The 15,608-nt window shown below is 61.1% G+C and carries 16 protein-coding genes and 1 pseudogene; 7 read left to right on the forward strand and 10 right to left on the reverse strand.

All coding sequences use genetic code 11. The annotated features are described in order from the left end of the window. Nucleotides 1-117: 117 nt before the first annotated feature. From Q0K15_RS02450 to Q0K15_RS02460, 3 genes are read right to left on the reverse strand one after another with little or no spacing between them, the layout of a single operon-like run. Complete coding sequence (locus Q0K15_RS02450) at nucleotides 118-693, reverse strand: GDSL-type esterase/lipase family protein (RefSeq protein WP_294511633.1); 576 nt, start codon at nucleotides 691-693, stop codon at nucleotides 118-120. Continuing rightward, a complete protein-coding gene (locus Q0K15_RS02455) occupies nucleotides 690-1,637 on the reverse strand; it encodes a transketolase C-terminal domain-containing protein (protein ID WP_294511636.1) in 948 nt (315 codons plus the stop codon). The genes Q0K15_RS02450 and Q0K15_RS02455 overlap by 4 nt, the downstream gene beginning before the upstream one ends. A 1-nt stretch (nucleotide 1,638) precedes the next feature. Further along, nucleotides 1,639-2,484, reverse strand: a complete 846-nt coding sequence (locus Q0K15_RS02460; protein ID WP_294511639.1) for a transketolase — start codon at nucleotides 2,482-2,484, stop codon at nucleotides 1,639-1,641. Between the two features lie 171 nt (nucleotides 2,485-2,655). Here Q0K15_RS02460 and Q0K15_RS02465 point away from each other — a divergent pair, with 171 nt between their 5' ends. Next, complete coding sequence (locus Q0K15_RS02465; protein WP_294511642.1) at nucleotides 2,656-4,125, forward strand: copper amine oxidase N-terminal domain-containing protein; 1,470 nt, start codon at nucleotides 2,656-2,658, stop codon at nucleotides 4,123-4,125. Nucleotides 4,126-4,180: 55 nt separating this feature from the next. On the opposite strand, the gene Q0K15_RS02470 is transcribed toward Q0K15_RS02465, so the two are convergent. Continuing rightward, a complete protein-coding gene (locus Q0K15_RS02470) occupies nucleotides 4,181-4,705 on the reverse strand; it encodes a phosphohydrolase (RefSeq protein WP_294511646.1) in 525 nt (174 codons plus the stop codon). Between the two features lie 337 nt (nucleotides 4,706-5,042). Between Q0K15_RS02470 and Q0K15_RS02475 the strand changes: the two genes are divergently transcribed. Further along, nucleotides 5,043-5,471 (forward strand): Hsp20/alpha crystallin family protein, encoded by a 429-nt coding sequence (locus Q0K15_RS02475; protein ID WP_294511649.1) that lies wholly within the window; start codon nucleotides 5,043-5,045, stop codon nucleotides 5,469-5,471. Nucleotides 5,472-5,522: 51 nt separating this feature from the next. Here Q0K15_RS02475 and Q0K15_RS02480 read toward each other — a convergent pair whose 3' ends face one another. Continuing rightward, entirely contained in the window at nucleotides 5,523-5,702 is a 180-nt protein-coding gene (locus Q0K15_RS02480; RefSeq protein WP_294511652.1) for a hypothetical protein, read from the reverse strand. Between the two features lie 121 nt (nucleotides 5,703-5,823). Here Q0K15_RS02480 and Q0K15_RS02485 point away from each other — a divergent pair, with 121 nt between their 5' ends. From Q0K15_RS02485 to Q0K15_RS02495, 3 genes are all read left to right on the forward strand, one after another. After that, nucleotides 5,824-6,027: a helix-turn-helix transcriptional regulator gene (locus Q0K15_RS02485; protein WP_294511655.1), complete on the forward strand. Its 204-nt coding sequence runs from the start codon at nucleotides 5,824-5,826 to the stop codon at nucleotides 6,025-6,027. Between the two features lie 32 nt (nucleotides 6,028-6,059). After that, nucleotides 6,060-8,693 carry an ATP-dependent chaperone ClpB gene (gene clpB / locus Q0K15_RS02490; RefSeq protein ID WP_294511657.1) on the forward strand — a complete coding sequence of 878 codons (2,634 nt, stop codon included), beginning with the start codon at nucleotides 6,060-6,062 and terminating at the stop codon, nucleotides 8,691-8,693. A gap of 180 nt (nucleotides 8,694-8,873) precedes the next feature. Then, nucleotides 8,874-9,413: a hypothetical protein gene (locus Q0K15_RS02495; RefSeq protein ID WP_294511660.1), complete on the forward strand. Its 540-nt coding sequence runs from the start codon at nucleotides 8,874-8,876 to the stop codon at nucleotides 9,411-9,413. Between the two features lie 184 nt (nucleotides 9,414-9,597). On the opposite strand, the pseudogene tnpA reads toward Q0K15_RS02495, so the two are convergent. From tnpA to Q0K15_RS02520, 5 genes and pseudogenes are all read right to left on the reverse strand, one after another. Then, nucleotides 9,598-9,980 (reverse strand): annotated as a pseudogene (gene tnpA, locus Q0K15_RS02500) (IS200/IS605 family transposase). Nucleotides 9,981-10,208: 228 nt separating this feature from the next. Next, nucleotides 10,209-11,009: an ATP-binding cassette domain-containing protein gene (locus Q0K15_RS02505; protein WP_294511663.1), complete on the reverse strand. Its 801-nt coding sequence runs from the start codon at nucleotides 11,007-11,009 to the stop codon at nucleotides 10,209-10,211. A 1-nt stretch (nucleotide 11,010) separates the two neighbouring features. Further along, nucleotides 11,011-11,919 carry an ABC transporter permease gene (locus tag Q0K15_RS02510; protein ID WP_294511666.1) on the reverse strand — a complete coding sequence of 303 codons (909 nt, stop codon included), beginning with the start codon at nucleotides 11,917-11,919 and terminating at the stop codon, nucleotides 11,011-11,013. A gap of 67 nt (nucleotides 11,920-11,986) precedes the next feature. Then, nucleotides 11,987-13,024 carry an ABC transporter substrate-binding protein gene (locus tag Q0K15_RS02515; protein WP_294511670.1) on the reverse strand — a complete coding sequence of 346 codons (1,038 nt, stop codon included), beginning with the start codon at nucleotides 13,022-13,024 and terminating at the stop codon, nucleotides 11,987-11,989. A 370-nt stretch (nucleotides 13,025-13,394) separates the two neighbouring features. Next, nucleotides 13,395-14,297, reverse strand: a complete 903-nt coding sequence (locus Q0K15_RS02520; RefSeq protein WP_294511673.1) for a DMT family transporter — start codon at nucleotides 14,295-14,297, stop codon at nucleotides 13,395-13,397. 62 nt (nucleotides 14,298-14,359) lie between these two features. Here Q0K15_RS02520 and Q0K15_RS02525 point away from each other — a divergent pair, with 62 nt between their 5' ends. Both Q0K15_RS02525 and Q0K15_RS02530 read left to right on the forward strand, forming a co-directional pair. Then, on the forward strand, nucleotides 14,360-14,947 hold the full coding sequence (locus tag Q0K15_RS02525; protein WP_294511676.1) for a DNA-3-methyladenine glycosylase: 588 nt from the start codon (nucleotides 14,360-14,362) through the stop codon (nucleotides 14,945-14,947). 29 nt (nucleotides 14,948-14,976) lie between these two features. Further along, the gene (locus tag Q0K15_RS02530; protein ID WP_294511679.1) at nucleotides 14,977-15,600 is read left to right on the forward strand and encodes an HAD family phosphatase; all 624 of its coding nucleotides are present in this window, start codon (nucleotides 14,977-14,979) and stop codon (nucleotides 15,598-15,600) included. The last annotated feature ends 8 nt before the right edge of the window (nucleotides 15,601-15,608 follow it).

Raw genomic sequence — 15,608 nt, forward strand, 5'->3', positions numbered from 1 at the left:
CCTTTCCAAGGCCAGTATAAGGGGTAAAGCCGGTTTACAGTCAAGCCTTTTTCGCAAAAAACAGGCTGAAGGGCAAAAAAAGTCCGCCGCAAATAACTGCGGCGGACTCTTTTCACGTTACACCCGCACCGGGGGCAGGGCGGCGATCACGGCCTCCGCCATCAGGCGGTGGCCCTCCGCGTCCGGGTGGAGGCCATCCAGATAGTGTGTCCGGCCCTCCGGGGGCAGGAGACCGGGGACGGCAAAGTCCACCGTTTTGAACCCGAAGGCTTTGGCAAAGGCCGCCACCCACTCCCGATAGGAAGCAAAAACAGGGGCCAGCTTTTGATAGTCGGTGAGGGCCAGCCAGGGCTCCGGGATGCCCTCGGCGTACACCGGCGGCGGCAGGGCGATCATGGGCCGGACACCGGCGGCCACCGCCTGGTTGGCCATGGCGGTCAGATTGAGCCGGGCGGAAGCGTCGCTGCCCCCGAAGATAATGTCGTTGGCACCCCCCAACAGAAGGACCCGGTCCGGCTTCTCGCCCAGCACGTCCCGGCCGAACCGGGAGAGCATGCCGCCGGTGGTGTCCCCGTTGATGCCCCGGTTCACCAGGGTGTGGCCGGTGGCGGCCGCCGCACGGCTCACCCAGCAGTCCTTTCTGGGGACGCCGTAGCCGTAGGTCAGGCTGTCCCCCAGGCAGACGAGCTTCACTTCTTCAGCGCCAGAGCGGCCTTGACCTTGGCCACGATGCCGTCGGCGGTGAGGCCGTAGGCGGCCAGCACCTCGGCGGCCTTGCCGGAGCGGCCGAATACGTCCTCCACCCCGTGGCGGACCACCGGCACCGGGCAGACCCCGGAGAGGTATTCGGCCACGGCGGAGCCTAGGCCACCCACGATGGTGTGCTCCTCGGTGGTGACAATGCACCCGGTCTCCCGGGCCGCCTTGAGGACCAGCTCCTCGTCCAGGGGCTTTACGGTGTGCATGTCGATGACCCGGGCCTGGATGCCCTCGCCGGCCAGGGTGTCGGCGGCCTTCATGGCCTCCTGGACCATGAGACCCACGGCGATGATGGTGACATCGCCGCCATCCCGGAGGGTAACGCCCTTGCCCAGCTGGAAGGAATAGCCGGGCAGGTCCCCGGTCAGGTCCTCCACGGCGGAGCGGCCCAGGCGCAGGTAGGCGGGGCCGTCGTAGTCCATCAGGGCCTTGACGGCGGCCTTCATCTCGGTGCCGTCGCAGGGGCAGCACACCACCATGCCGGGAATGGCCCGCATGACAGCCATGTCCTCACAGGCCTGGTGGGTGGCGCCGTCCTCACCCACGGAGAGGCCGCCGTGGGAGCCCACCACCGTCACGTTGAGGTGGGGATAGGCGATGGAGTTGCGGACCTGCTCAAAGGCCCGGCCGGCGGCAAACATGGCAAAGCTGGCAGCAAAGGCCTTCTTGCCCGCGGCGGCCAGACCGGCGGCCACGCTCATCATGTTGCCCTCGGCGATGCCCATGTTGAAGAACCGGTCGGGGTAAGCCTTGGCGAAGCCCTTGGTCATGGTGGAGCCGGAGAGGTCGGCGTCCAGGACCACCAGGTCGGGGTACTGTCCGCCCAGCTCTACGAGCGCGTCACCGTAGGCGGCGCGGGTGGCGATCTTCTCTCCCATCTTACTTCCCCTCCAATTCCGCCAGGCCGGCGTTGAGCTCGGCCATGGCCTTTTCAAACTGCTCGTCATTGGGCGCCTTGCCGTGCCAGCCCGGATCATTCTCCATGAAGGAGACCCCCTTACCCTTGACGGTGTGGGCCAGAATCATGGTGGGCTTGCCCTTGCAGGCGGCCGCCTGCTCCAGGGCGGCGGCGATGGCGGCATAGTCGTGGCCGTCCACCTTGAGCACGTTCCAGTTGAAGGCGGCGAATTTGGCGTCCAGGGGCTCGGAGGGCATGACGTCGGCGGTCTTGCCGTCGATCTGGAGGCCGTTGACATCCACAAAGGCACACAGGTTGTCCAGGTGGTACTTGGCGGCGGCCATGGCGGCCTCCCACACCTGGCCCTCCTCCACCTCACCGTCGCCCAGGACGGTGTAGACCCGCCAGTCGGCCTTGTCCAGCTTGCCGGCCAGGGCCATGCCCACGGCGGCGGAGATCCCCTGGCCCAGAGAGCCGGTGGACATGTCTACACCCGGGACGTGGCGCATGTCGGGGTGGCCGGACATATGGCCCTTGATGGAGCGGAACAGCTTGCAGTCCTCCACGGGGAAATAGCCACGGAGGGCCAGCATGGCGTAGAGGGCAGGGGTGCAATGGCCCTTGGAGAGGACGAAGCGGTCCCGGCCGGGATCGGCGGGAGCCTCGGGGGCCACCTTCATGGTATGGAAATAGAGGGTGGTCAACAGGTCCATCACGGACAGGGAGCCGCCGATGTGACCGGAACCCGCGGTGTGGACCATGTCCATGGCCAGGATACGGGCGCGCTGTGCGGTCACGGCCAGCTCATGAGCGCGGGTCTGTTCCATTGGGATCATCCTTTCTTTCGGCGCCGCCGGATGCGGCCGCCGTTCTTTCTTACCCTAGTATAATTCATGCTCCGCTCCGGCGCAAGGCCCATCCCGCGCAGGAAAGACTTGCGTCTTGGTTCGACTCATGGTATAGTACGGATATCCTATCCATTACAGGAGGTATTTAAGATGACCCGTTTTTCTCACCGCGTCCTGGCTACCGCCACCGCGCTGACGGTGCTGAGCACCGGCGCTTCCGCGTTTGCCGCCGAGGCCGCTGACTCCGCCGCCCCTGAGGCTGCCGCCAGTGCCATCGCCGTGCAGCTCAACGGCCAGGCCCTCTCCTTCACCGACGCTGTTCCCCAGGTGAAGGACGAGCGCACCTTCCTCCCCTTCCGGGCCGTGTTTGAGGCCATGGGCGCCGAGGTGAGCTATGACGCCGCCACCAACCAGGTCTCCGCTACCCGCGGCGGCACCACCGTCACCATGACCCTGGGCTCCACCGAGGCCACCGTCACCGCCGACGGTGTCTCCACCACCCTCACTATGGACGTGGCCCCCTACGCCGCCGACAACCGCACCTATGTCCCCGTCCGCTTTGCCGCCCAGGCCTTCGGCTGCGCCGTGGGCTGGGACCAGGACGACAGCACCGTCATCCTGGTGGACACCCAGAAGCTCCTGGAGGACGCCAAGGCCGACCACACCTATACTTATCTGGACAAGTACCTGGCCTACAATGATCAGTTCATGACCGGCAACTGGGAGATGAAGGCTGACTTCAACGCCGCCCTCACCGTGCTGGGCATGGGCCCCGCCACCCTGGAGGGCACCCTGAACGGCATCAGCGCCGGCTCCACCCAGCTCTCCGCCACCATGAACATGAAGCTGGACGTCCAGGCCCTGCTGGAGGGCATCGCCGCCATGACCGACACCGCCTCTGAGGTGGACGCCGAGACCGCCGACCTGCTGGCCTCCCTGAAGACCGACGGCATCGACATGGAGATCCGCGGCGACATGGCCACCGGCGTCCTCTACTTCAAGATGTCCGGTGACGCCCTGGCCACCGCCGGCATCCCCGCCGACACCTGGATCTCCATGGACCTGGGCGCTCTCTACGGCACCATGGGCGTTGACTACGCCTCTCTCCTGGACGTCTCCAAGAACCTGGACGCCGCTGCCCTGCTCCAGACCGCACTGAGCAGCACCACCCTCACCGACAAGGACACCGACTATGCCGCCGTCTCCGCCCTGGTGGAGGGCGTGGCCAAGTTCCTGGCCGACGACTCCTTCGTGCAGGACGGCGACAACTACACCACCACCTACACCCTGGATCAGGACGGCTCCGACGCCTCCATCTCCTTCACCCTGCTGATGAAGGATGACGCCGTGGTGGGCTATGACCTGAACATGAAGGCCGCCGCCGGCGCTGCCGACGAGTCCGGTACCCCCGCCATGACCATGGACATGAAGGCCGGCATGGACGCCGACAACAACATGACCGTCTCCATGACCCTGGACACCAGCACCATGCTGGACATGAGCCTGGAGATGACCGGCAGCTACACCGCCACCGACAAGGCCCCCGAGCTCACTCCTCCCGCCGACGCCACCGTGATCCCCTATGAGCAGCTGCTCACCGGCGCCGCCGAGCAGGCCTGAGCACTACCCCCGGAAAGTAAAATCAGCCCTCCCCGCCATGGGGAGGGCTGATTTTTTATGCCGCTCGGGGCCGCGGCACCGGCCGGAGCCGTGGCTCCTGCCGGGCGGTCTGAAAGGCGGCGGGGTCGGGGTGCAGGCGGAGAAGCTCCGCCACGGCGCACACCTTGTCCACACAGCTCACCACCAGGGACTCCAGGTAGCGGTAAGGCCGCAGGGTCAGTGGCCACATGTGCTTGACGATGATATCCCGCTCCTTCTCGTTGAGGGAAAAGAAGGTCTGGGCGTTCCGCAGGGCCGTCTTGGGGTGCTCGGTTCCGTGCCACTTGCCGTTGGGCGCTTTCTGGCTGGTCCAGTCATAGAGGTAGAGGTCGTGGAGCAGTCCGCCCCGGGCGGCGGCGCAGGCGTCCAGGCCGATCCACAGGCACACCCGCCAGCTCCAGTAGGACACCCACACGCTGTGGTGGAAGCAGCTGAAGCCCTTTGCGTGCTGGGGCAGCCGCTCCATGGCCCGGACGGCCGGATGGTCCATCAGGTCATCTACCGCGGTCAGATAAGTCTCATATTCAAAAAAGGTCCACATATGCGGTCCCTCCTTTTTTCGTTTTCCATAGCATACCCCATCTTCTTTGGAAAACCCTTTTCCCGGGATTAAGAATTCCTTACGGTACGCGGAAAAAACAGAAAACGAGTTTTAGCACTCTGATATCGAGAGTGCTAATATTTACAATTTAGACATATTTTTTTGTATATTTGTTCACAGTGCAGGGCGTATACTAGGTCCAGAAACAAAGAGAAAGGGTTGGTTCCCAAGGGAATGTGACCCTGGAAAGAGGATGGTTTTCATGGCAGACGCAAGATTCTAGCAATTTATTTCCACGACTGCTAACGCGACCTGATCTTTGAAAGGAGCCTTTGATATGTTTGGTATGATCCCCTTTGAGCGCAGTGATGATAACTTTTTCGACCTGTTTGATAATTTCGAGCGTAAGTTCTTCGGCAACAGCAACGCCGCCATTCCCGATTTCCGCACCGATATCCGCGACGCCGGCGACCGTTTTGTTTTAGAAGCGGAACTGCCCGGCTTTAACAAGGAGGACATCAAGCTGGATGTGAAGGACGGCATCCTCACCATCTCTGCCCAGCACGATGAGAACAAGGACGAGAAGGACGACAAGGGCAGCTACATCCGCCGCGAGCGCCGCTACGGTTCCTTTACCCGTTCCTTTGACGTCACCGGCGTGGATGAAGAGCACATCACCGCCTCCTACAACAACGGTGTGCTGGAGCTGAACCTGCCCAAGGCTGTGCCTGTGGTACCCGAGGCCAAGCGCATCGCCATCGAGTAAAGACCTGGCGAAGGGAGCCGGTCGGCAGGGCCGACCGGCTCCTTCGGTTTCTTACTTGCCCGACTCCGACTCCCGCGACTTCCAGTGGGGGCAGGTCTGATCCGGGCCGGGGTGCTTGTCACACCGGGGCACATGACAGTGCCCATGCCACAGAGGCCAGAATTTTCCGCCCTCCCCCAGCACATAGTGCTGCCGGTAATGGGCGCAGGTTCCGCAGACCTCTTTTTCCACAATATTTTTTCCCACCGCAGTTCCCATAAATCATCACCTCGGGAATCATGTTAAACCTTATAAGATGTAAAGCCAATACACCTGATTAGGTTTATGCTATGGTTCCCCTGAGGTGAATGATATGTATTGCTACCCCAGACTCCGTGATCTCCGCGAGGACCATGACCTGACTCAGGAGGCGGTTGGCCGCCTCCTGGGCACCACGCAACAGCAATACTACAAATACGAAAAAGGCATTCAAGAAATCCCCGCCCACCACCTGATTACATTGGCCGATCATTACCATGTCAGTGTGGATTATCTTTTGGGGCGGGATACAAAATAAAGGTATCACAACCCGAAAGGATGTGACATTTCATGAACATGAATCAGTTTACCCAGAAATCTCTGGAGGCGGTGCAGTCGGCCCAGACCATCGCCCAGGAATACGGCAACCAGCAGATCGAGCAGGCCCACTTCCTCTACGCCCTGCTGGAGCAGGAAAACGGCCTGATCCCCCAGCTGCTGGGCAACATGGGCATCACCTTCCCCAGCTTTGAGGCCGCTGCCCGCAAGCAGGTGGAGGACCTCCCCCGTGTGACGGTGAGCGGCGGCCGGGAGGCCGGCAAGGTCTACATCGCCCCCGATGTGGACAAGGTCATGAACGGCGCCGAGTCCATCGCCAAGAGCATGAAGGACGAGTATATCTCGGTGGAGCACCTCTTCCTGGCCCTCATCGAGTACGCCAACTCCGGCCTGAAGGACCTCTTCCGCACCTACAACATCACCAAGGAGGGCGTACTGAAGGCCCTCTCCGCCGTCCGCGGCAACCAGCGGGTGACCTCCGACAACCCGGAGGAGACCTACGACGCCCTGAAGAAGTACGGCACCGACCTGGTGGAACGGGCCCGTCAGAACAAGCTGGACCCCGTTATCGGCCGTGACGACGAGATCCGCAACGTCATCCGAATCCTGAGCCGCAAGAGCAAAAATAACCCCGTACTCATCGGCGAGCCCGGCGTGGGCAAGACCGCCATCGCCGAGGGCCTGGCCCAGCGGATTGTCAAGGGCGACGTGCCCGGCTCCCTGAAGGACAAGACCATCTTCGCCCTGGATATGGGCTCCCTTATCGCCGGCGCCAAATACCGGGGCGAGTTCGAGGAGCGGCTGAAGGCCGTCCTCAACGAGGTCAAGAAGTCTGAGGGCAAGATCATCCTCTTCATCGATGAGCTCCACACCATCGTGGGCGCCGGCAAGACCGAGGGCGCCATGGACGCCGGCAACCTCTTAAAGCCCATGCTGGCCCGGGGCGAGCTCCACTGCATCGGCGCCACCACCCTCAACGAGTACCGCCAGTATATCGAGAAGGACGCCGCCCTGGAGCGCCGGTTCCAGCCCGTCATGGTGAACGAGCCCTCTGTGGAGGACACCATCGCCATCCTCCGGGGCCTGAAGGAGCGCTATGAGGTGTTCCACGGCGTGAAGATCACCGACGGCGCCATCATCGCCGCCGCCACCCTCTCCAACCGCTATATCACCGACCGCTTCCTCCCCGACAAGGCCATAGACCTGGTGGATGAGGCCTGCGCCATGATCCGCACCGAGATCGACTCCATGCCCACCGAGCTGGACGTCATCCAGCGTAAAATCATCCAGCACCAGATCGAGGAGGCCGCCCTGAAGAAGGAGGACGACCCCCTGTCCAAGGAGCACCTGGCCGAGATCCAGAAGGAGCTGGCCGAGATGCGGGACGAGTTCAACGCCAAGAAGGCCCAGTGGGAGAACGAGAAGAACGCCATCGGCAAGGTCCAGAAGCTCCGGGAGGACCTGGAGGCCGCCAACGCCCAGCTGGAAAAGGCCCAGCGGGAGTACGACCTCAACAAGGCCGCCGAGCTCCAGTACGGCAAGATTCCCGAGCTGAAAAAGCAGCTGGAAATTGAGGAGGGCTACGCCCAGCAGTCCAAGGAGGACTCCCTCCTGCGGGACAAGGTCACAGAGGAGGAGATCGCCCGTATCATCCAGCGCTGGACCGGCATCCCTGTCTCCAAGCTCATGGAGGGCGAGCGTGAGAAACTCCTCCACCTGGAGGACATCCTCCACAAGCGTGTGGTAGGTCAGGACGAGGCCGTGCGCCTGGTGTCCGAGGCCATTCTGAGAAGCCGCGCCGGCATCGCCGACCCCAACAAGCCCATCGGCTCCTTCCTCTTCCTGGGCCCCACCGGCGTGGGCAAGACCGAGCTGGCCAAGACCCTGGCCGAGGCCTTGTTCGACTCCGAGAAGAATATGGTGCGGATCGATATGTCCGAGTACATGGAGAAATTCTCCGTGTCCCGACTCATCGGCGCCCCTCCGGGATACGTGGGCTACGAGGAGGGCGGCCAGCTCACCGAGGCCGTCCGCCGCCAGCCCTACTCCGTGGTCCTCTTCGATGAGGTGGAGAAGGCCCATCCCGATGTCTTCAATATTCTACTTCAGGTATTGGATGACGGCCGGATTACAGATAGTCAAGGCCGGACGGTGGATTTCAAGAACACCATCATCATTCTGACCTCCAACCTGGGCTCTCAGTTCCTGCTGGACGGCATCGATGAAAACGGCGAGATCAGCCAGAGCGCTAAGGACCAGGTCAACGACCTGCTGAAGCACTCCTTCCGGCCCGAGTTCCTTAACCGGCTGGACGAGATCGTCTTCTATAAGCCCCTCACCAAGGACAACATCACCCACATCATCGACCTCATGGTGGACGGCATCAACCACCGCCTGGAGGACAAGCAGCTCAAGGTGCAGCTCACCCCTGCCGCCAAGGACTTTATCATCGACAGCGCCTATGACCCCATCTACGGCGCCCGTCCCCTGCGCCGCTATCTGCAGCACAGCGTGGAGACCCTCATCAGCCGGAAGATCATCGCCGGCGAGGTGGAGTCCGGCGACACCCTCACCGTGGACTGCAAGGACGGGGAGCTCACCGTCTCCGCCGCCCAGGTCCTCACCGGCGAGGTGGTGGACGGCTGATTACCGTCCCCTACGGACGCAAAATATCCCCTCTCTTTTGCGGGCCGGCTGAAAAGCCGGTCCGCTTTTTTATTCCCGGACTGCGCGCCTTATTTTCTGCCCAAGCCATGCCGATAAATAATAGAGATAATTTGAAGAAGTAGTGTGAAATCTGCAAAGCAGAAAGGAAGCTGTGGATCTATGGGTTACGCGCTCTATCTCGTGGGCTGTATCCTTTTGGCCGCCCTGACGGCCATGGCCAACCCCTTCAGCTCAAGTTTTCAACTGGTGTCTGCCAATCTGTGCAATCTGGTGGATCTCCCCACCCTGGTCTGGGTGCTGGCCGTCTGTGCTTTGGCCCTGCTGGGCACCCGTTCCCTGCGCCCCTTCGGCCGCGGACTCCGGGCCGCCTTCCGTCGGGAGGTCCTCCCCGCCGCCCAGGCCCGGGAGAGCTTGTCGGCCTGGAAGCTGGTATCCCTGGCCGCCCTTCTGGCCGGCGGATTGGGTTTTCTCAACAACCTGTTTGCCATGATGCACAGCCTTGATTTCATGGATGAGGTGGGTCTGGCCCTCAATCTGGCCTGCCTTTCCCTCTATTACGCCCTGTTCCTCGACCTTCTGCTGCTGCCCGTGGGGGTCCTCCTCAAACGGCAGTTGGAAACCACTGCCCGGAACGTCAAAAATGACAGCTCCATCCAGGGGAGCATTTCCCTGCGCACCGGCCGCCGGAAGGCTGGCTAAACCGAAAAACGGCCAACCTGTACCGGCAATTTTGAATACTTCCATCTCCGCAATAGAAACCCCCGGCCCAGCCGGGGGTTTTTCATAGACGGGTAAACCCCTTTATTACTAGCCTGCACGTCACGTCGTGCAAGTACGATCTAGCAGCCGCGAAAATTCTGTTACCTGCTACCCGTAAACGGGTTTAAAAGTTTCCCATCGTCGACTGTTCTCCAGCCTTATCTTCATCCAATTTGTGCTGGATGTGCTCTTTTCTTCTTCGCATTCTTCCCTGCTGCAATCTACATAATAGCCTTGGCGCCATACCCCTCTGATCCGGCATTTGTATCGCAGTTCCGGATACTTCTCGTAGATCATTCGGCTGTTTTCCCCTTGTAAATATCCCAACAAAGCCCAAAATTGCTATTTTGGCGGTATCCCTACCAGCATATGCACATGATCTGGACACCCTTTCACTTCAATAATCCGGCTCTTCTTCCAATTACACAGCGTGCGCAGTATTTTTTCTATCTCTTGGCGTTTTTCCCTACAAAATACTTTTCTTCCGTACATCGGGGCAAACACAATATGATATTTGCGATTTCACCGGATATGAGATAAACGATTTAGATCATTCACCTGGATGGCCTTCCTTTGCTTTTTCTTGTGCAGTTGGCAGCCCGCACTTTTATGATAACAAAGAGAGTCTTTCTTCCTTTATCATCGCCAGCTGGCTTCTTTGGTACCACTCGCCTAACGCGTGGTTTTCTTTCTACAAAAACGGCTCCGCACCTTTGGTGCGGAGCCGTTTTTGGCTTAAGAGAGCAGGATGCGGTCGTTATCCAGGGCCTTCCCCGCCCCCGCCCGGAACCGGGAGAGAAGGTCGTCCACGGTGAGACCCTTCCGCTCCTCCCCGCCGATGTCCAGCACGATTCTCCCGTTATCCATCATCAGGGTGCGGTTGCCCAGCTCCAGGGCGTTTTTCATGTTGTGGGTGATCATCAGGCAGGTGATGCCATCCTCCTCCACGATCTCCCGGGTGAGCTTGAGAACCTTGTCCGCCGTGCCCGGGTCCAGGGCGGCAGTGTGCTCGTCCAGGAGGAGCAGCTTGGGGGGCACCATAGTGGCCATCAGCAGGGTGAGGGCCTGGCGCTGTCCACCGGAGAGGAGCCCCACGGGCTGGCGCATGCGGTCCTCCAGTCCCATGTCCAGCTTGGCCAGCTGGTCCCGGAAAAAGTCCTTGTCCTTCTTCCCCACCCGGCTGAAAAAGGCCTTCTGATGCTTGGCGGTGCGGAGATAGGCCAGGGCAAGGTTCTCCTCGATGGTCATGTGAGGGGCGGTTCCACGCATGGGGTCCTGGAAAAGCCGGCCAATACGGCGGCTGCGGCGGTAGGCGGGCAGGTAGGTGAGATCCTCCCCGGCCAGGAAGATACTGCCCTCGTCTGTATAGAAGTCTCCGGCAATGGCGTTGAAGAGGGTGGACTTCCCCGCGCCGTTGGAGCCAACGATGGTGGCAAAATCCCCGTCAGCCAGGGTGAGGCTCAGGCCGCTGAGGGCCGTCTTCTCATTGACTGTTCCAGGGTTAAAGGTTTTGGAAATGTTCTTGATCTCCAGCATCTCAATGCTCCCCCTTTCGGGCCGCCAGGGCCTTGCGCTTCTTGGCCTGGAAGGCCGCCCAGCGCCGGACGGTGGGCGCCGCGATGGCCACACCCACGATAATGGCGGAGACCAGCTTCATATAGTCGGAGGGGACGTTGGCCCGGAGGGCGGCGGCGTAGATGAAGCGGTAGATGATGCTGCCCAGGATGACCCCCACCACCCGGCGGACCATGGAGCCCTTGCCGATGAGGGTCTCACCGATGACCAGGGCGGCCAGAGCCAGCACCACCATGCCGGTACCGCTGTTGATGTCGGAGAAGGTGTTGTACTGGGCCACCATGGCGCCGGAGAGGCCGGTCATGGCGTTGGCAACACACAGGCCCACAGTAATGGTAAAGGTGGGGTTGATAGAGGAGGCCCGGACCATGTCGGCGTTGTCACCGGTGGCACGGATGGAGAGTCCCAGCCGGGTACCCAGGAAGAGGACCAGCAGCACGCATACCACCAGCACCAACAGGGCGGTTACCACCAGCTTATACCAGCTTCCCCCAAATCCTGCGTCCTTGGCCAGGGTATAGATGGAGGCCTTCTGGAAGAGGGACAGGTTGCTGGTGCCCATGACCATCAGGTTGATGCTGTAAAGGCCGATGTTGGTGACGATGCCGGCCAGGATGGAGGGCACCCCCAGCTTGGTCTGGAGAAAGGCCGTGATAAAACCGGCGGCCGCAGTGGCCAGCATGGCGGCGGGCAGGGCCAGGATGGGGTGTCCCGCCACGCAGCACACCGCGGAGACGGAGGCTCCCAGGACAAAGGCACCATCAGTGGTCATATCGGCGATGTTTAAAATAGAAAAGCTCAAAAAGAGGGCCAGGGCAATGGGGGCGTAGAGAAATCCGGCCTCCAGTGCCGTCTGGATGATGGTGAGCATGGGGATGCGCTCCTTTCACATGGGTCAGCCCCCGCCGGTGGCCGGCGGGGGCTCTGCCTTTTTTTGCTTACTCCTGAGAGGTCTGGACCTCCACTAGGCTGGCGCCCATGTCCTGGAACATGGTGTAATCCACACCCAGCGCAGCCGCTGTTTCGGTGTTCACCGTGATGATGTCGCCGGAGACGGTGATAAAATCAGCGGGTACGGTGCCGCTCTGGAGGACCTCCACCGCCAGATCGGCGGTCTGGGCGCCCAGGTCGGTATAATTCACACCGCAGGTGGCGAAGGCACCGTTGCGGACGAAGGAGTCGGCTCCAGCATAATGGGGGATGCCGGCCTCGATCAGGGTGGGAGCGATGGCCAGCTCAGCGGCCTGGACCACATTGTCGGTGGGGGTAAAGACGGCGTCTACCTGATCCAGCATGGAGTTGACAGCGGCCACGATCTCATCGGTGGTGTTGCCGGTCTTGTCGATGTAGGCGATGCCCTTCTCGTCCAGGTAAGCCTTGGCGGTCTCGATGGCGGGGGCGCTGTTGACCTCACTGGTGGAGTAGAGGAGGCCCACCGTCTCCACATTGGGATTCTGGGCCAGCATCATGTCCAGCAGCAGCTCCACGTTCAGAGCATCACTGGTGCCGGTGACATAGGAGATGCCGGTGAGACCCGCCACCTCGGGGTAACTGACGGTGCCATAGATGACAGGGGTCTCACTCGCCTCCGCCACGGAGGCCATCTGCTGGGCGGCAGTGGTGCCGATGGGGATGATGGCGTCATAGCCGTCGGCGATGATCTGGGCGCCGATCTGAGACAGGGTGGAGGGATCGTTGTTGCCGTTGAAGTCCTCGTAGTCGATCTCCACCCCCAGCTCGGCTGCCTTCGCGTCCAGCTCAGCGGTGATGGCATCCCGGATCTCATTCATAGAGGCATGGTCCAGCTGCCGCACCACGGCCACCTTGTAGCCTTCCCCGCCGGAGGAGGTGTTCTCCGCAGCAGCAGTACCAGTGGGGACAGGAGTCGTGGCGGTCCCGCCGCCGCAGGCGGCGAGAGACAGGGTGAGGGCGGAGGCGGCGGCCAGAGCAGTCAGCTTCTTCATGGTGTTTTTCATTGTAATTTCTCCTTTTTTGAGTATTGGGCGGCAGATGGAGCCAGCAGGTGTAAAAAAACGCTTTTGTCCCACACATGGGACAAAAGCGTTTCAAACACTTCTGCGATACCACCCAAATTGACGCTTGCGCGTCCACTCGCTTCACGCACCATCATGCGTGCCCGATGGATAACGGGTGGGGACCCGTCGGCACCTACTTGGCGCTTCCACGCCGTTCAAGCCGCCCTCTGGAGGCCATTCACCGGTTTCCTTGCGCCCCGATCACACCACCCGGGACTCTCTTCGGCTTGGAACGAGCCGGCTACTTCTCTCCGTCACTGGTTTTGGATGATTTACTTGTGTGTCATTATACGCAGGCGGCGGGCAAATGTCAACCTTTTTTTCTCAGGAAAGAAAATTTGGTCTCAGAGCACACCACAGCGATGAAAATGAGGGCAAAGCCCACAAACATGAGAGGGGTAGGCCGCTCGTCGGCGAAGAGGATGGAGAAAAAGACGCCGAAAGGAGCTTCCAGGGAGAGGAGAACAGCGGCAGTGGCGGGGGCGGTATATTTTTGGCCGATGTTCTGGAACAGAAGGGCGCCGCAGGAGGCAAAGATCACCAGATAGGCCAGGCCGAAGATGAGGCTGCCGTCAAAGACGGCGGGGTCAGGGGCGGGGCTTGCGAAGAGTGCGCCGATCCAGGAGAAGACGGCAAAGGAGGCAAACTGGAGGGTGGTGAGGAGGAAGATGTCCCGGCCCTCGGAGTACTTGGCCACCGCCACAATGTGGCAGGCAAAGAAGAAACCGCCGATGAGGGTGAGTATGTCGCCCATATTGAAGGCGGTGGCATTCTCGCCGGTGACCGACACCAGGGCGATGCCTGCGATGCACAAAAAGGCGGCCAGCACGTTGTACCGGTCGGGCCGGCGGCGGGCGATAGCCCAGTAGAGGAAGGGGACAATGACGCAGTAGACGGCGGTGAAGAAGGCGTTCTTGCCCGAGGTGGTCTGCTCCAGGCCAAATGTCTGGAAGGCGTAGGCCACGAAAAGACAGAGACCCATGACGGTGCCGCCGATGAGGTACCCCCGATCCAGCAGCTTCCACTGCTTCCAGAACACCACCGCCAGCACAATGGCGGCAAAGCTGAACCGGATGGCCAGCAGCCAGAAGGTGGGCAGCACGTTCACGCTGTTTTTCATCACCACAAAGGAACTGCCCCAGATGATGGTGGCCAGGACGATGAGGGGACTTGCCAGCTTGGAAAGGACGCTGTTTTCCGTTTTCTCACTCATGTTGTACCGCTCCTTCAGGTGTGATAAAATAGAAGAACATTGCCGCGCTGGAGGGATGACCCATGAAAACACTGCCGCGGGCCTTCTATGACCGGGACACCCTGGAGGTGGCCCGGGCTCTGCTGGGAAAACATCTGGTCCGCCGGGTGGACGGGGCAGAACTGGTGGTCCGCATCACAGAGACGGAGGCCTACATCGGCGCCGTGGACAAGGCCTGCCACGCCTACGGCGGCCGACGGACCGCCCGGACCGAGACCTTATACGCCCAACCGGGGACGGCCTATGTCTATCTCATCTACGGTATGTACCACTGCCTCAACTTTGTCACCGAGCCGGAGGGCACCGCCGCCGCCGTGCTGCTGCGCGGGGTGGAGGCGGTATCCGGCACCGACCTCATGGCCTACAATCGCTTCGGCCGGGAATATGATCAGCTGACAGCCTATCAGCGGAAAAACTTTCTCAACGGTCCGGGCAAGGTGTGCAAAGCCCTGGCCATCACCCGGGCCCACAACGGCCTGGACCTCACCGGCGGCGGTGAGCTCTTCCTCTGCGACGGCGAGGCCACGGCGGGGGAGATCCACGTGGGCAAGCGGGTTGGCATCGACTACGCCGAGGAGGCGGTGGACTTCCCCTGGCGGTTCTGGCTCTGACATAATTCACGCATGGAGGATTGACAGATATGCTTTTATTCGACCTGGACGGCACCCTCATCGACTCCAACGAGATTTGGACCAATATCGACGTGAATTTTCTCACCCGCCGGGGTCTGGAGATCACACAGGAATACCTTTATGCCGTAAGTCCCTCTACCGTTCCTCTGGCGGCGGTATTCACCCGGGACTACTTCCACCTGGACATGACCCCTGAGGAGATCGTGGCAGAGTGGATGGAGGGCGCCCTGGACGCCTACCGGAAGGTAGCACTGAAGCCTGGGGTCATGGCCTTCCTGGAGCGCTGCCGGGACCGGGGGGAGCACATGGCCCTGGTCACCGCCTGTGTGCCCGAGCTCTGCCTCACCGCCCTCCAGTGCCACGGCCTGGAATCCTTTTTCACCGACATCATCTTTGCCCAGGATCTGGGTCTGGAGAAGCGCGATCCGGAGGTCTACCGGCTGACGGCGGAGCGGTTGGGTGTGGCCCCCGAGGACTGCATTTTATACGAGGACGCCCCCCACAACTGCACCGCCGCCCAAAGCGTGGGCATGAAGGCCATTGGGGTCTACGACCAGTTCTATGCCAAATTTCAGGACCAGATGCGCTGTAGCTGCGACGGCTATATCACCAGTTTTCTGGAACTGCTTTGACCTGTGCC

Origin of the sequence: uncultured Intestinimonas sp. (genome assembly GCF_944387245.1) — a bacterium.
Taxonomy (GTDB): Bacteria; Bacillota; Clostridia; order Oscillospirales; family Oscillospiraceae; genus Intestinimonas.